At 45.6% G+C, this 15712-nt stretch carries 13 protein-coding genes; 9 read left to right on the top strand and 4 right to left on the bottom strand.

Annotated elements, in window-relative coordinates:
- Nucleotides 1-198: 198 nt before the first annotated feature.
- The gene (locus tag AYK67_RS17615) at nt 199-342 is read right to left on the bottom strand and encodes a hypothetical protein (protein WP_244266926.1); all 144 of its coding nucleotides are present in this window, start codon (nt 340-342) and stop codon (nt 199-201) included.
- Between AYK67_RS17615 and AYK67_RS13015 the strand changes: the two genes are divergently transcribed.
- The 3 genes from AYK67_RS13015 (at nt 285) to AYK67_RS13005 (ending at nt 3872) form a co-directional block, all read left to right on the top strand.
- Nucleotides 285-1604, top strand: a complete 1320-nt coding sequence (locus AYK67_RS13015; protein WP_244266921.1) for a mannose-1-phosphate guanylyltransferase/mannose-6-phosphate isomerase — start codon at nt 285-287, stop codon at nt 1602-1604. The two genes, AYK67_RS17615 and AYK67_RS13015, sit on opposite strands and share 58 nt — an antisense overlap.
- A 43-nt stretch (nt 1605-1647) precedes the next feature.
- On the top strand, nt 1648-3147 hold the full coding sequence (locus AYK67_RS13010) for a phosphomannomutase/phosphoglucomutase (protein WP_068087556.1): 1500 nt from the start codon (nt 1648-1650) through the stop codon (nt 3145-3147).
- A gap of 125 nt (nt 3148-3272) precedes the next feature.
- On the top strand, nt 3273-3872 hold the full coding sequence (locus AYK67_RS13005; RefSeq protein WP_208976298.1) for an NUDIX domain-containing protein: 600 nt from the start codon (nt 3273-3275) through the stop codon (nt 3870-3872).
- 31 nt (nt 3873-3903) lie between these two features.
- Here AYK67_RS13005 and AYK67_RS13000 read toward each other — a convergent pair whose 3' ends face one another.
- On the bottom strand, nt 3904-4797 hold the full coding sequence (locus tag AYK67_RS13000; protein ID WP_068087550.1) for a LysR family transcriptional regulator: 894 nt from the start codon (nt 4795-4797) through the stop codon (nt 3904-3906).
- Between the two features lie 130 nt (nt 4798-4927).
- Here AYK67_RS13000 and AYK67_RS12995 point away from each other — a divergent pair, with 130 nt between their 5' ends.
- From AYK67_RS12995 to cydC, 3 genes are all read left to right on the top strand, one after another.
- Nucleotides 4928-6424 carry a CoA-acylating methylmalonate-semialdehyde dehydrogenase gene (locus tag AYK67_RS12995; protein ID WP_068087548.1) on the top strand — a complete coding sequence of 499 codons (1497 nt, stop codon included), beginning with the start codon at nt 4928-4930 and terminating at the stop codon, nt 6422-6424.
- Nucleotides 6425-6777: 353 nt separating this feature from the next.
- On the top strand, nt 6778-8604 hold the full coding sequence (cydD, locus tag AYK67_RS12990; protein WP_068087545.1) for a thiol reductant ABC exporter subunit CydD: 1827 nt from the start codon (nt 6778-6780) through the stop codon (nt 8602-8604).
- The gene (gene cydC / locus AYK67_RS12985) at nt 8601-10325 is read left to right on the top strand and encodes a thiol reductant ABC exporter subunit CydC (RefSeq protein WP_068087543.1); all 1725 of its coding nucleotides are present in this window, start codon (nt 8601-8603) and stop codon (nt 10323-10325) included. Before cydD ends, cydC begins: the two co-directional genes overlap by 4 nt.
- A gap of 83 nt (nt 10326-10408) precedes the next feature.
- Here the strand turns inward: cydC and AYK67_RS12980 are convergent, their stop codons facing one another.
- Together AYK67_RS12980 and AYK67_RS12975 are read right to left on the bottom strand one after the other, a co-directional pair.
- The gene (locus AYK67_RS12980; protein ID WP_068087541.1) at nt 10409-11524 is read right to left on the bottom strand and encodes a saccharopine dehydrogenase family protein; all 1116 of its coding nucleotides are present in this window, start codon (nt 11522-11524) and stop codon (nt 10409-10411) included.
- Between the two features lie 152 nt (nt 11525-11676).
- Nucleotides 11677-12153: an Lrp/AsnC family transcriptional regulator gene (locus AYK67_RS12975; protein ID WP_068087539.1), complete on the bottom strand. Its 477-nt coding sequence runs from the start codon at nt 12151-12153 to the stop codon at nt 11677-11679.
- A 221-nt stretch (nt 12154-12374) separates the two neighbouring features.
- Between AYK67_RS12975 and AYK67_RS12970 the strand changes: the two genes are divergently transcribed.
- The 3 genes from AYK67_RS12970 to AYK67_RS12960 all read left to right on the top strand — a co-directional run bounded on the left by AYK67_RS12970 (nt 12375) and on the right by AYK67_RS12960 (nt 15712).
- Nucleotides 12375-13532: a zinc ABC transporter substrate-binding protein gene (locus tag AYK67_RS12970; RefSeq protein WP_068087536.1), complete on the top strand. Its 1158-nt coding sequence runs from the start codon at nt 12375-12377 to the stop codon at nt 13530-13532.
- Nucleotides 13533-14107: 575 nt separating this feature from the next.
- Nucleotides 14108-15112: a TRAP transporter substrate-binding protein gene (locus tag AYK67_RS12965; RefSeq protein ID WP_162265109.1), complete on the top strand. Its 1005-nt coding sequence runs from the start codon at nt 14108-14110 to the stop codon at nt 15110-15112.
- A 66-nt stretch (nt 15113-15178) separates the two neighbouring features.
- Nucleotides 15179-15712 carry a TRAP transporter small permease gene (locus AYK67_RS12960; RefSeq protein ID WP_068087530.1) on the top strand — a complete coding sequence of 178 codons (534 nt, stop codon included), beginning with the start codon at nt 15179-15181 and terminating at the stop codon, nt 15710-15712.

The following is a 15712-nucleotide window of genomic DNA, read 5'->3' as shown; positions in this document are numbered from 1 at the left end:
TTTAGAATAATTCAACGTTATGTTCGGGTTGCTATAGCAAGGTACCTTAGGTTCGAGGAGTAACAAACAGAACCAATCTTTCTTACTTTACGACTATTACCTTTGGGTAAGAACTCAAGTTTTCCCGTTATAAATAGCGTGGCTCTAAAAAAAAGGAATTGTCTCCATCTTTAAAATGTGGGAGCAAAAAACTACAGTTTAAAAAGGTAATGTAAATGGCTCTTGTATTACCGGTTGTACTTTCCGGCGGTTTTGGTTCAAGGCTATGGCCTCTTTCTCGGCGCATGCGGCCAAAGCAATTCCTTCCAATCTTTGATGGCGAAAGTCTATTTCAAAAGACATGCAAGCGAACATCAAACGGCATGTTTGCACCACCATTAATAATATCTAATGTTGATCACCGTTTTTTAATTGGTGAGCAGCTTGAGGAGATGGGACTTGAGAATTCTGGCATTCTTTTAGAACCAGTAGGCCGAAACACAGCCGCTCCTGCAGCTTTGGCAGCTTATATTGCGCTGGAAAAAGATCCTGACGCTCTAATTCTACTCGCTCCTTCCGATCATTTGATATCTGACGAAGAAGAGTTTAATCGCGCACTTCAAGCCGCAATACCTGTAGCTCAAGCAGGCACCATTGTTACATTTGGTATCAAGCCCAATGAACCCAACACGGGTTATGGCTATATAAAAGTTAATAATGGCGAAGGTGCAGTTAAAACTGTTGAGCGCTTTGTGGAAAAACCCGACTTAATGAAAGCAAAGGAGTTTCTTCAAGAAGGGTGCTATTTATGGAATGCTGGCATTTTCTTATATTCAGCCAAAGCAATGAGGGATGCTTTTACGCGCCATAAACCAGAAATTTGGCAAAGTGTTGGTGAAGCCTATGTTAAATCAAAAGTTGATTTGGATTTCCAGCGTTTAGATTTAGATGCGTTTACAGCATGTCCTTCAATTTCATTTGACTATGCAATCATGGAGAAAGCGCAAAATATTGCGTGTGTACCTATGGATCCAAACTGGAGTGATTTAGGAGCTTGGCCTGCCATATGGGAATCGCAGTTCAAAGACGAAAACAAAAATGTTTCTATGGGTGAAGCGATCTATCAAGATGCCAGTAACAATCTTGTTTATTCAGAGGATGCAGTCGTTTCTATCATTGGGCTAGATAACATCATGGTGGTGAATACACCTGATGCACTTTTGGTAGCAGCTAAAGATAGGGCTCAGGATGTTAAAAAAGTAGTTGAGCACCTTGATGGAAACAATCGCCAAGAAACCATTCACCACGTGCGTAAATACCGCCCTTGGGGTTGGAGCGAGGAAATTGCTCACGGTGATCGCTTTAAGGTGCATTCACTGATGATAAAGTCAGGACAAGAAATGTCTTTGCAGCGACATATGCATAGAGCCGAGCATTGGGTCGTCGTCAACGGGACACTAGAAATAATTATCAATGATAAAATAACACTAATAACTGAGAACCAATCCGTATATGTGCCGTTAGGCGCAAGCCACAAACTATCAAACCCCGGTAAAATTCCTGTTAGAATGATAGAAATACAATCTGGCAGCTACATTGCTGAAGATGATATTTTCAGGCACTAATCGAATTGCGTTTGACGATGCTGCGGAATAATTAGGAGTTATAATGTTTAGCAAACCAGAGGCTGCCTTACAGCCCAACACATTGGCCTATGAATGTAAGCCTCTCGTAAAGCCTACCGGATTTCGTGAATATGATGCTCGTTGGTTGTTTGAAAAAGAAATCAACCTCATGGGTATTCAAGCTTTAGGAATGGGGCTCGGTACGCTCATTAAGGAAATGGGCGTACGTCAGGAAATTGTCACCGGGCATGACTTTAGAGGTTATTCCTCCTCTATCAAAATGGCACTTATTAACGGCTTGATGGCAACAGGCATCAAGGTGCATGATATTGGCATGGCCATGTCCCCTATGGCATACTTTGCCCAGTTCGAGCTGGATGTCGCTTGCGTTGCCATGGTCACCGCATCCCATAACGATAATGGCTGGACAGGGGTCAAGATGGGTGTAAATCGCCCGCTCACTTTTGGTCCCGATGAAATGTCGCGGTTAAAAGAACTCGTATTAGAAGCTAAGTTTGAGCTTTCCTCAGGCGGTGCTTACATTTATCACGATGATTTTGCTCAAGAATATATTTCTGATTTAACGAACCGGGATAAGTTCAAGCGGCCAATTAAAGCAGTTGTTGCCTGCGGTAATGGCACAGCCGGTGCTTTTGCGCCGAAAATCCTAAGGGCTTTGGGTGCTGAGGTGATTGAGCTGGATTGCGAGCTCGATCATACGTTCCCGAACTACAACCCAAATCCGGAAGACATGAAAATGTTGCATGCCATTCGGGATAAAGTGCTGGAAACCGGTGCTGAAATTGGTTTGGGATTCGATGGTGACGGCGATCGCTGTGGTGTCGTTGATAATGAAGGGGAAGAAATCTTCGCCGATAAAGTCGGTGTAATGCTGGCGCGTGATTTAAGTGCAATCTATAAAGATGCCCAGTTTGTGGTGGATGTTAAATCAACGGGGCTATATCACAGCGATCCAGTTCTAAAAGAACTCGGAGCCAAAACCGACTACTACAAAACAGGCCATTCCTACATCAAACGCCGCGTATCTGACCTAAACGCTCTGGCAGGTTTTGAAAAATCCGGTCACTACTTCTTTAATGCACCAATTGGTCGTGGCTATGATGATGGCCTTGTCTCTGCGATTGCTGCGCTGGATATGCTTGACCGCAATCCGGGTAAAACAATGGCAGATTTGCGCCGGGAACTGCCAAAAACATGGGGTTCGCCCACCATGTCACCACATTGCGCCGATGAAGAGAAATACGCAGTGGTGGACAAAGTTGTGGCTCGCTTTAAAGCCATGCAACAAGCTGGTGAAAAAGTTGGTGGTCAAAAAATTGTTGACTTGATAACCGTGAACGGTATTCGCGTTGTGAGCGAAGATGGCACATGGGGTCTTGTACGGGCTTCCTCAAATAAGCCAGAGCTGGTTGTGGTTGTTGAAAGCCCGGTTTCAAACGAGCGCCTTCACGAAATGTTCAAAGCGGTAGATGCTGTTTTGCGTGAAAATCCTGAGGTTGGCGAGTACAACCAAACGATCTAGGTCTCTAGGCAAATAAAAACAAAAGGGCAGGGGATTTCCTGCCCTTTTTTCAATCAGATTACTATTAAATATGAAAATGCCTCTAAGTACTTTCTAACCGATCTTCATTTAAGGATTGCAGAACATTGCCCGATAACATGTTTCTTCCACCTTCAAAGTTGCAGCCGCTGATTACCAAAAGGGAAAGTCTGTTAAAGGCAAATGGAGAAATACTGGCCGTTAGCGTTGAAACCAGAAAGTCGGCTCTCGTACATCAAGCAACAGAAATAATCTGGGCTTCTTGCGATTCAATCTCGGTACTTCCCTATGACAGCAAGCGCGAGACCGTTTTATTGGTACGCCAAGCCCGTGCTGCGCCATTATTGGCTGATAACGCTGTAATTTTAGAAGCTTGCGCCGGGGGAATTGAAGATAGCGACGATGATATCGAGGCAGCAGTCCACCGTGAGGCAATGGAAGAAATGGGTTGCAAGTTAAATAGCCTTGTCAAAATAGCAACGGTCTATATTAACCCTGCTCGTATGAAGGAGCGGGCTCACTTGTTTTTAGCGGGCTATACTCAAGGCTCAGCAAGGGCAGAAATCCGCCAACAAGATGAAGATGAAAACATCGAAATTATCGAATTGCCATTAAAGCAGCTGCAACAAATATATAAAAATGGTGAAATTCAATGCCCGCGGTTGATGATGCTTTATCAGGCCCTACAGCTGCGTCTCTCATCCTAAGTGTAAAAAGAAAAACACAACAGAATTACGTTTATCGCTCATACTGTCTGAACAGATCGCGGTGCGTATCCACGAGCTCGATAATGTAGTCGGCAACAACACGCACGCGCCGTTGTTCGCGGCTACTCTCGTGGTAAACAAGGTGGTAGCTGCGATTTATGCCCAGTTCTGGCAAAACAGGTGTTAGGTTACGGTCATCCGCTGCAATAAACCCATGTAAAATACCTATGCCGGCCCCCGCGCGTACCGCTTCATATTGCGCCATCGCACTGGCACATTCAAAGCTGGCACGCCAACCCCGCCAAAATTCCTGCGCATAATCAAGGGCAGGGGACACAACAAGGTCTTCAACATAGCCAACCAGTTGGTGATTGGCTAAAGACTGTGCAGTTAGGGGGGGGCCATAACGGTCAAGGTAATGTGTACTGGCAAAAAGACCCAAGTGATAATCTACCAAACGGCGGGCGACCACACGCCCTTGCTCCGGAGCACCAACGGTAATGGCAATATCTGCCTCACGTTTGGATAAGGATAAGCTGCGGTGCATAGGAACCAGCTGAACATTCAATTGTTCATGCTGTTGGCTCAAGAAACCAAGATGTTTGGCTAAAAAAGCAACCGCGAAGCCATCGGGGGCACTAATGCGTACCGTTCCTTCAAGGGTTAAATTACCAGAACCAATGTGACTTTGTGCTTGCTCCATTTCAGCTTCAATACGTTCTGCATATTCAAAAAAACGTTCTCCAGCCTCGCTGAGGTTGCTTCCGCTGGGTAGGCGCTTAAATAGTTTAACGCCCAAAGCGTCTTCCAGGTTATTTAAGCGACGTGCAACGGTTGCATGGTTAAGGCCAAGCCTGTTTGCAGCGGCCAAAATCTGCCCATTGCGGGCTATTGCTAAAAAAATCCGTGTATCATCCCAATTCATAGATAGTCCATCACCTTAACTTTTTGATCTATATTTTACGCACAATAGATGCGCTTTATATAGCATTGTAACTTTAAAAATTTGATGATCAACTGTGAGGCGAGTGTAAAAGATAGAACGGGAGGGACAAATGGAACTTGGTCACTTTATTGGCGCAAAGCGTGTTGCAGGAACGTCGGGGCGTACAAAAGAAGTGTTTAATCCGGCAACCGGTGAGGTCATCGGCCATGTTGCTATGGCAAACGAAGAAGAGCTAAAGGCAGCCGTAGCCAATAGCGCACACGCGCAACCGGCATGGGCAGCGACAAATCCACAGCGCCGTGCGCGTGTCATGATGCGGTTCGTTGACCTACTCAATCGCGACATGGATAAACTGGCTGAAGCGCTTTCCAAAGAGCATGGCAAAACAATCCCTGATGCCAAAGGAGATGTAATTCGTGGTCTGGAAGTCGCCGAGTTTTGTATCGGTGCACCGCAAATGTTGAAGGGAGAATATACCGATGGCGCGGGACCAGATATAGATATGTACTCTATGCGACAGCCATTGGGTGTTGTCGCAGGCATTACCCCATTTAACTTTCCCGCAATGATTCCCATGTGGAAGTTTTGTACTGCCATAGCTGCGGGCAACGCGTTTATCTTAAAGCCATCCGAGCGCAACCCGACTGTGCCGATTATGTTGGCAGAGCTGATGATTGAAGCGGGCTTACCAGCTGGTATTTTGAACGTCGTTAATGGCGATAAGCAAGTGGTTGATGCTATACTTGACGATGAAACCATTCAGGCTGTCGGTTTTGTTGGTTCAACGCCAATTGCCGAATATGTGTACAGCCGCGGAACAGCAAGTGGTAAGCGGGTTCAGTGTTTTGGTGGAGCCAAAAACCATATGATCATCATGCCGGATGCTGATATGGATCAGGCCGTCGACGCCTTGGTGGGCGCTGGTTATGGTGCCGCTGGTGAGCGTTGTATGGCTATTTCGGTTGCTGTTCCAGTCGGTAAAGAAACCGCGGATAAACTGATTGCTAAATTGGCACCGAGGGTTGAGGCTTTGAAAATCGCTCCATACTCGGCAGGGAATGATGTTGACTTCGGTCCGCTTATCTCCAAAGAGGCGATGGAACGTATCAAGGGCCTTGTGAGCAGTGGTGTTGAAGAAGGTGCCAATCTGGTTGTCGATGGTCGCGACTTCACACTTCAAGGCTATGAGAATGGCAACTTCATGGGGGGCTGCCTTTTTGACAATGTCACGAAAGATATGCGAATCTACAAAGAGGAAATCTTTGGACCTGTTCTCTCAGTTGTAAGGGCCGAATCCTATGAGGAAGCCCTCGACCTGCCAATGAGCCACGAATACGGCAATGGAACTGCCATTTTTACCCGTGATGGTGATACAGCAAGAGATTTTGCTGCAAGAATTAATATCGGTATGGTGGGGATTAATGTGCCAATTCCTGTGCCGCTGGCTTATCACAGTTTTGGTGGCTGGAAGCGTTCAGGCTTTGGCGATTTGAACCAGCATGGTCCAGACGGTTTTAAATTCTACACCCGCACCAAAACAGTAACAGCCCGCTGGCCGTCGGGTGTTAAAGAAGGTGCAGAAATGACAATTCCTACAATGGGTTAATACCTGGGAAACAAGGTAAGCGCCACTCTACTTTTTAGGGTGGCGTTTTATGTCCAATAATTGAATTTAACCTGTTAAATGCCTTGCAATGGGTTATTCGTGAATTTGTTTCACTCAAAATGCAAACAGCCTTATCCTGCTTATAATTAGAGATGCGCTCTTTTGTCTCAGTACTCCTACGTGGTTTCGAATAAGAATAACTTGCGAATAGCCACGCATTAGCAGTATTCCCATAATATTGTGGGTACTGATTTGGAGCTGATGAGGGGAAAGCTGCCTATCAATTATCCCGATAAGCAAAAAATTCTATTAAGGAATGGATTGCCAAAAGGTGGAGCGAGGCATGCAGACATATGACTACAATTAATAAACAACAACAAACAATTGTCGATAATCAAAACATGCCGAAAAAGAAAAAGAGGAAGCGAAAACAATCCGTTGGAAGTAGCTGGCTGCAAACTGCAATCGCCCCAGAAAAAACAGCAATTTCTCATTCGTCCTATCTACATGCTGCCTCGGAGTTACTATGGGTAGCTCAGGCTGCGGCTCTTGCCTATGCCATAAATTGGCTTATGAGCGAGCACCAAGGGCTTAAGGTCGCAATACTGGCAACGCTTGTTATTATCGTTATAAGTGGGATACGCGCGTACTTGCGCTTAAAGGCTGATCACATTGCAATCGTGGCTGCTGCCAGAACACGACAAACACTGCAAGAAAAACTACTCTCTCGAATATCTGGTGTTTCTCCTGCAACACCACTGCCAGCAAGTGGTAAGTTTGCAAGCTTAGCAGTGGAGCATATTCAGGCTATTGGGCCTTACATTGCAAAGTATCTACCAATTGAGCGTCGTTTAATTTTGGTGCCTCTGGGGTTCCTAATCGCCATTGCAAGTGTTAGCTGGTTCGTAGCCCTGCTACTGATTGTATTAGCACCTTTAGTGCCACTTGCTATGGCGCTTGTTGGCATTAAAGCAAAACGGGCAAGCGAGCAGCAATTGGGCATACTGGCAGATATGAGCGCTTTCTTACTTGATCGGCTGCGTGGTTTGGAAACACTGCAAATTTTTGGGGCCATAAAGACCACAGAAGCAGATATGGACCGTTTTGCGAACCAGTTCAGAGCTTCAACAATGAAAGTCCTGCGCATTGCATTCCTTTCAAGCACTTCATTAGAATTGTTCAGTGCTTTGGGCTTGGCCCTTGCAGCAATATATGCCGGTTTTTCGCTACTGGGCTATTGGAGTTTTGGCAGCTATGGTGTTGAACTTAATTTGGGAACGAGCCTGTTTATTCTTCTGCTTGTGCCAGAGTTTTTTGCACCCTTACGCTTGTTTGCCCAAGCCTATCATGACAGAGCAGCTGCAATTGCGGCGGCAGAGCTACTGGCAAAGGCTGATGATACCCCAAACAATCAAACAACTGTGAAAGCGCAACCGCTACAGCCGCCATCCAACATTGACCTGTCAGTTCAAGGAAAGCTTATCATTGAAAATCTTGGCTTTTCCCGAGATAGCAAAACTATTCTAGATAAAGTATCCTTCCAAATGGATGGGCCGGAACTCGTTGTAATTACTGGTGAAAGCGGCGCAGGTAAATCCACTTTACTTGACGTACTGCAAAAATTTATCACACCTGATAGCGGCACGATTAAATATGCGGAGAAAGATTTAAAGCATCTTGACCACTCATTATGGCAAAAAAGCATAGCGGTTGTCTCTCAATCACCAAAACTGTTTCATGGCACGTTGCGCTCGAATCTTCATTTAGCAAACCGCGCTGCCAGTGATGAGCAGATGATTGCTGCATTAAAAGAAGCTCATGCTGGACAGCTAATTGAGAAAATTCAAGGTGGGCTTTCCGGAGGTATTGGCGAGGAAGGCCTTGGGCTATCTATGGGTGAACGCCGTCGCTTCGCCATCGCAAGGGCAGCAATTCGTGATGATGCACTAATAATACTAGCGGATGAGCCAACCGCAGATTTGGACGGCTACACAGCCCAGCAAGTGCTATCCAGCCTTGTTAAACTATCAAAGCGAAAGCCAGTGTTGGTTGCAACGCACGATAAAAGCGTTTGTGAAAGGGCAGACCGCCTATATGAGTTAATCGATGGGCAATTGATAACAAAACAAACCAATAAAAAGACGAAGTTTCTCTCGAAAAGCGGTGGAGAAGAACAATGAAAGCCATTCTTATTCTCTTAAACCGCTTGCAAAAGCAACATCCAATAGCCTTTTGGGTTGGTGCGTTTGTGGCATTACTTCCCGCCGCATCTGGTATCGCTCTGCTCGCAGTGTCGGGTTACTTCATCAGTTCTGCTGCATTGGCCGCTGCAGGAGGAGCGGGGCTACTCTTCAATTACGCGCTTTTTTCTTCACGTATCCGTACCTATGCCATATTGCGCATTTTCGGGCGCTATGTAGAACGCGTTGTCACTCATGATGCCACATTCCGTTTTCTTGCCCTTTTACGCCTGCAAGTTTTTAAGGGTATGGTTGCACGCATGAAGCAGCCAAATCACATGCAGCGCTCTGCTACGGCATTGAACCGTATTGTAAGTGATGTCGACCAGCTAGACGGTTTGTATTTGCGTCTTGCACTTCCGTTATTCACCACACTGACCATAACGGCGTTAACAGTCTTTATCCTTGCACATTATGCACCGCTTGCAGCTATGGTAATTGCTTGCTTACAAGCGGGAACACTTGCAATTCTTGCATTAAGCGCCACAAAAGCCGAGCGCAATCGGGCAAAACACATTGATGTCTCACGCGATGCTTTAAGAGTGCGCATTTCTGACCTTGTACGTGGTCGCCGCGACTTAGCGATATACGGTGGCCTTAAACGTCAAGAAACAAAGGTTTTAAAGGCTTCCAGTCGCTTGGAAGAAGATCTGATTACCTCGCAGCACCATGAACAGCGCAATCTGGTACTTGTCTCAACACTTTCTCAAGTGCTGTTGGCCGTGACCTTTTTACTTGCTGCAATGGCTTACGATCAAGGCGCTATGGAATTTAAACATGTTGCGCTGTTTGCGTTTGTAGCGCTGGCACTACCGGAGCTTTTGGTTTCAACAGCCAGTGGCGCTGGTAGCTGGAGTAAAATGGCTAAGGCTGCTGAGCGTGTAATAAGCTACACCAAACAAACAGCAGATGAACCCGTGCTAACCGGCTCAGACCAATCAGCAATTGCCAATGCACCTGCAATCGCTATTGCTGGCTTGTCCTATAGCTATCCGGGGAGCAATTATGCACCTCTAAAACAGATAGATTTAACTGTATCCCCCGGGCAATCACTGGCAATCATCGGTCAAAGCGGAGCTGGAAAGTCCACACTAGCAGCAATCATTGCGCGCTTACTCCCAGATCATACGGGCAAGATCAGTATTTTCGGAAAGCCACTTGCACAAATACCCGAAGCAGAGCTGCGCCAACAAGTAATTGTTATTGGCCAAAAAACGGAGGTTTTCCATGCCTCTATTGCTGACAACTTACGGATAGCAAAGCCGGAGGCAAGTGATGCCGAGTTGTGGCAGGCCTTAACGGTCGCTGGCTTGCAAACACGCATCAAGGCAATGCCGGAGCAGCTGGAAACATTGATGGGTGAAGGAGGGCAAGGCCTTTCGGGAGGTGAAAATCGCCGACTGGCAATGGCGCGAGCTTTTTTACGACAGCCGCGCATATGGATCGCTGACGAAATGACAGAAGGCCTGGATGCGCAAACGGCGTCGCAAATAATGCAGGCATTTTGGCAACTAAGCCAAGGGTCAACAGTACTTCTTATCTCCCATAGGGCGCTTGAGTTGGAAAACGTAAACAAAGTTTATAGTTTGCAAGATGGCGTACTCAACGATCTGGGAAAACCTGCAACCCCTGAAGTACAAACGGGATTACGCCAAGACTGATAGCATTGCTCCAGTAAGATGGACCAGCAAATGGGGAGGCAACTGCCCCATTTGCCAACCATTGTCTGTTCAAGGTGATGGCTTTATGCCGCAAGCTGGTTGAACTGGGCAATATCGCTTGTGTCAGGTGTATAAAGTGCACCATAGCGGTTTTGCAAAAACTGCTCAAAGCAGATGTCTTCTTGATGTATAAATCCGCTTTGCGGCAAGTCGCCAGTTCGCATAAGATCAACACAAGCGCAAATACCAGCAGCTGTTGTTATCTGAATAGCGCTCCAGGCCTCACCATTAATCTTTCTGGCATTGATGTTATTCAAATAAGAGCGCTCTTCAAAGCGACCATCAATCTCGCCGCGAGCGGTTATAAATACCAGTACCCTGTCTTGTATGGTGGCAGGAATAGCCTCTTCCATAACTTGCTTTAATAAATCGCGCCGCCGCTCCAGGCCTAAGTCATGCAAAAGCAAACGCATAACATCACGGTGTCCAGGGTAGCGAATACTCAAATAGCGCAGGTTCTGCACCTTACCCGATAGTGAATTTGCCAGTGAGCCTAAGCCGCCAGAGGTATTAAAGGCTTCATAATCCGCGCCTTCAAGGCTAAAACTCTCGTAGCCCTCAAGCGGTGCCACATGGCGCAAGCTACCATGATCAATTGCAATGCACGGATTGCAATATTCATTTATCAGTCCGTCCGTTGACCAGGTTAAGTTATATTTTAACCTGTTTGTTGGGAAGCGCGGTAGCGCACCAACCCGTAAAACAAGGCTCTCAAGCGAGTCGAATTGTTTGGCCAGAGCACTGGCAGCAATACTCACAAAGCCGGGCGCAAGACCGCATTGCGGAGCAAAAGCAGTTTTTCCGCCGCGCGCAAGCTTTTCGACAAATGCTGTAGAAGCAACATCCTCGGTTAAGTCAAAGTAATGCACACCAGCATTGAAAGCAGACTGGGCGATTGTTTCGGTAAGGTAAAAAGGTGCAGCAGAGATGACAGCATTGTGTCCGCGCAATGCGTTCTCTAACCTCTCTCCATCTTGAATGTCCACATGATGGCATTCAATAAACTCCGGCAGACTATCTAAAGCTGTTTTGTTTTGATCAAAAACACTTACATGATAGGTGCCGCCAGCATGTAGCAGGTTGGCAATCGTCCGCCCGATTTTCCCCGCCCCTATAACAGCTAGTTTCCAGTTCGTCATGTCCACTCCTCCCTAAACTCTAAGAGGAAAGGCTAAGTGAATTTACGTTCACTTCCTAGGGATGGAAATAACGGGTTAGATATTGATATCCGTTAAATTGACGAAATATCCAGCAAAATGTATAATCTAGCGTAAGAAAGATCGAGGAAGAGTTACCCAAGTGGAATACTGGCGCGGGGTAAAAACGGTTTTTGCCGCTCAAACCGCTTCGAAAGCACAATTGAAGAGCGTGAGCGCAGAACGCCGGGAATTTCAGCAATGTCATCCAAAATATCGTCGAGGTCTTCAAGACGATTGGGTTCAACCACCAAAAACACATCAAATTCGCCGGAAATGGTCACGCAGCTTTTTATCTCGGGAAAGGATTCCAACTGCTTCACCAATTCCCGTGAGTGTTGCTGCGAAACAGAAAGCATGACCAAAGCTTGTAGTTTCTGCCCTTCTTCCAAATCCCCAAGAATGGCGGTATAGCCAGCAATGACACCGCTTCTCTCCAAGCGGCTTATTCTTTCTTGAACAGTAGAGCGAGCCACATCCAGTTTTCTAGCAATGGCAGAAACAGGCTCACGTGCATTGGCCTGTAGAATTGCAATCAGTTTTCGGTCTAGGTCGTCTTTAATTTCGGCCATTTATAGCATCCTGTTTCCGTCCTTCTAACAAAAAACCGGCAATTTGTCAGTGTGTAGCCATGACAATAAACAGTTTAGAAATAAAGCTTGCGCTTATTGCGATGTTATATTATCACATTCGTGATGTTATATTGTATCAGTATACCAGCTACCAAGCCCCACAAGAGCTAGCCAACCCCATCGCAAACGTAACTTCATGATAGTGCATCTATGAGGATCAAGTGACCTATTATCGTTTCCCTAAAAGTGCTTCTTTTAAAAAAAATGTTTCCAAGCTGCTTCTAGCAACAAGTTTGCTAACAGCCAGTTTTGCCTCGCATGCCAAAGCTGACGAGGCACCGCAAATCGTGGTGTCAATCAAACCTGTCCACGCGCTAGTCGCATCAGTTACAAAAGGTGTGACAACACCAAAGCTCATTGTTACCGGAGCCGGATCTCCACATACCTATAGCTTAAAACCATCGCAAGCACGAGATTTGCAAAATGCAGATATCGTGTTCTGGGTTGGTCCGCAGTTAGAAACATTTTTAGAAAAACCGCTCCATTCATTAGCCGAAAATGCCAGTGTGACAGAGCTCTCGGAAGCTCAAGGAATGGAAATTTTAAGCCGTCGCACGGGTGATGGTTTTGAAAAGCATAGTCATGGCGCGCATGAAGAACACGATGAACATGCAGAACACGAGCACGAACAAGAGGGGCATAAAGAGCACGCGGATCATAACGATCACAAAGATCATGATCATGACGAAGCTCACGATAAGCACGAAGGTGAACATCATGAAGAGCATGAAAAACATGCAGACCATGAAAAGCACGAGGAAGGTCATGGCGAGCATGAAGATCATGATGGCCACGCACATCATGGAAATGCCGACCCTCACCTATGGTTAGATCCACATAATGCCATAGCAATGTTGAAAGCAATAAGTGCAAAGCTTGAAAAAGAAGACCCGATTCACGCTGAAAGCTACAAACAAAATACGAAAGATGCCATTGCGAAACTAAATAAGCTTGATGAGAAAATTAAGCACCGGCTTGAACCATATCAAAATAAGGGCTTCATCGTGTTCCATGATGCCTATCAGTACTTTGAAAAGCACTATGGTTTACATGCATCCGGTTCTATGACGCTTAACCCGCAAGTAACTCCAGGCGCTAAGCAGATGCGCGAAATTTCCCAACGTTTAGATGGCAAAAACATCTCATGTGCTTTTTACGAGCCGCAATTCAACCCAAAAACGATTAAAGTTTTGGCACAAGAGCAACATACAAAACTGGAAAAAATTGACCCATTAGGCGCAGAATTAACGCCAGGCCCAGACATGTATTTGCAACTCATCGAGGGTGTGGCAAATTCCATGGAAAAATGCCTGAAATAGCACGAAAATCTATAGCGGCTTAGTAAAACGTTTCAGCGTTAATTGCGGGGGGGACCAGTGGTGCTCCCCGTATTATATTGAAATTTTCAAACTCGTTATAAATCTATCATTCAATAATTGAGCATCTTAACCCAGAGTTTTTCGTAGCAATTATTCTCTCAAATCTTGTGTTCAAATTCTATAAACAGTTATCCACCTACTGAATTTTCAAAAAAATGGGGTGATATTTTGTCGCAATTCAGAACTGGTAAACCAACTGTATTCGTGTAAAACGAGTAACGAAGAAGTTCATATATAAAAGAAAATTGAGCCAATAGAATGGTTCACTTTATAAAGCATCGACTAACATACTAGAATTCAATCATTATTTTAAGAAGCAAACGTGATTGGCGCTAAAGCGCTTGGTTTTGGTAAGTGATTTTTCTTTGAAAATAAATATGTGCATCTCAATCACGCCACAGCTTTTAATATACCAGCGCTATTGCTTACGTAGAGCTCCCAGCTTGTTGCTAAAACGTTTTTTCATTTTATTGGAATTGACTCAAGGGAAGTCAAAAAATAATGGGAGTATCACTGTGAAAAAACGTTTTTCTATCTGCCTTGCGGCTGCATCAATCCTTATGGCTGGAACTGCACTAGCTGCCGATGTCACTCTTAAAGTGGCTCATGGGGCACCGGAATCGAACCATATGCATAAAGCATGGCAAAAGTTCGAAGAAATTGTCGAAAAACGCACGAATGGCGATATTGAAGTTGAAATTTACCCAGCAGGTCAATTGGGTGAAGGCCGTGAGTTACTTGAATTCGTTCAAATGGGCGAAATTGACTTGAATGCGGAAGCCGTCGGCGTTCTATCAGGCTGGGATGATATCTTTGCAGCAACAGAATTGCCTTATACTTTTGCAAGCCGTGAAGTTGCCCGTAAAGTATTCTTGGGTGAATACGGTGATTGGCTTGGCGAAAAAATGGAACCTATTGGTCTTAAATCCATGGGTTGGTTTGAAATCGGCATTCGTCAGCTGACAAACAGTCGCGGGCCTGTTTACACACCAGCGGATGTAGAAGGCTTGAAACTACGCACCATGCAAGTTGATGCGCACATTACTGCTTGGTCTAAGTTGGGTGCTAACCCAATGCCGATGGCTTCTGGTGAGGTATATTCAGCGCTACAACAAGGTGTGATTGACGCGCAAGAAAATCCGCTCTCAAATATCCGCTCCATGCGTACTCATGAGGTGAATAAGTACATCTCACTAACCAACCACGTTTATTCAGCTTACACTGTTGTAATGAACCCTGCTAAATACGAAAGTCTCTCAGCAGAGCAGCAAAAAATCGTCTCTGATGCTGTAATTGAAGCTTCCGAGTACCAGCAGGACCTCATCAAGGCAGAAGAACCAGAGTTAGTTGATTGGTTCCGTGCGCAGGGTAACGAAGTTAATGAGCTTACCCCTGAGCAAATGGCTCAGTTCCAAAGCAAAATCAAAGAGCTCAAGCCTGAGTTCCAAAAACTGGTAGGCGAAGAAGCCTACGGTAAGCTTATGGCAGCGGTTGCCAAAGCAGAAGCTGAATTGAAATAAATTTCAGCATTTGTCGGGGTCGCGCCTAGTGGCCCCGTTTTTCCTCCAGTTTAAGTGAACAAAACAATGAAAATGCTAGCCTATCTAGATAAGTATCTGGAGCGGGACCTGCTTGTTGTCTCTTTGGCATCAATCGCCATACTTATCTTCCTTCAGGTTTTTATGCGCTACGTGGTGCAGAACTCTCTCTCTTGGTCAGAAGAATTAGTCCGTTGGCTATTTGTCTGGTTTATCTGGCTAGGTATTAGCTATGGTTATAAAGAACGTAAACACGTCGCAGTAACCATCGTTTCTGGTAAGCTTTCGCAAAAGGGCCAGTTATATCTTGGTCTGTTTCTTTCAGCGGTAATGCTGGTTTTCTTTGCTTATCTGGCTGTTCGCGGTAATGCACAGGCAACCAGCCCGTTTGTTATCAAGCAAACATCACCTGTACTTTTCGTACCTGGAACTTCAACCCGTATCAGCCTCGCATTCTTGTACTGGTCAATGCCAGTGGGGGCAGCTCTTGCTTCATTTCGGATTTTACAAAGCATGATTGTTGACTGCAAAGCGCTTAAAAAGCTGTCTTCATTGCGAGCCAACACAAGCGTGAAAGGGTAG

Origin of the sequence: Polycladidibacter stylochi, from assembly GCF_001562055.1 — a bacterium.
Lineage (GTDB): Bacteria > Pseudomonadota > Alphaproteobacteria > Rhizobiales > Stappiaceae > Pseudovibrio > Pseudovibrio stylochi.
The sequence above is the reverse complement of the archived record's forward strand: the minus strand, read 5'-3'. Positions and strand labels throughout refer to the sequence as shown.

What these genes read in the sequence shown, in the direction of transcription:
- AYK67_RS13015 (WP_244266921.1), top strand. Translation starts at nt 285, where the DNA reads ATGCGGCCAAAGCAATTCCTTCCAATCTTTGATGGCGAAAGTCTATTT.
- AYK67_RS17615 (WP_244266926.1), bottom strand. Translation starts at nt 342, where the DNA reads ATGTCTTTTGAAATAGACTTTCGCCATCAAAGATTGGAAGGAATTGCT.
- AYK67_RS13010 (WP_068087556.1), top strand. Translation starts at nt 1,648, where the DNA reads ATGTTTAGCAAACCAGAGGCTGCCTTACAGCCCAACACATTGGCCTAT.
- AYK67_RS13000 (WP_068087550.1), bottom strand. Translation starts at nt 4,797, where the DNA reads ATGAATTGGGATGATACACGGATTTTTTTAGCAATAGCCCGCAATGGG.
- AYK67_RS12995 (WP_068087548.1), top strand. Translation starts at nt 4,928, where the DNA reads ATGGAACTTGGTCACTTTATTGGCGCAAAGCGTGTTGCAGGAACGTCG.
- cydD (WP_068087545.1), top strand. Translation starts at nt 6,778, where the DNA reads ATGACTACAATTAATAAACAACAACAAACAATTGTCGATAATCAAAAC.
- cydC (WP_068087543.1), top strand. Translation starts at nt 8,601, where the DNA reads ATGAAAGCCATTCTTATTCTCTTAAACCGCTTGCAAAAGCAACATCCA.
- AYK67_RS12980 (WP_068087541.1), bottom strand. Translation starts at nt 11,524, where the DNA reads ATGACGAACTGGAAACTAGCTGTTATAGGGGCGGGGAAAATCGGGCGG.
- AYK67_RS12975 (WP_068087539.1), bottom strand. Translation starts at nt 12,153, where the DNA reads ATGGCCGAAATTAAAGACGACCTAGACCGAAAACTGATTGCAATTCTA.
- AYK67_RS12960 (WP_068087530.1), top strand. Translation starts at nt 15,179, where the DNA reads ATGAAAATGCTAGCCTATCTAGATAAGTATCTGGAGCGGGACCTGCTT.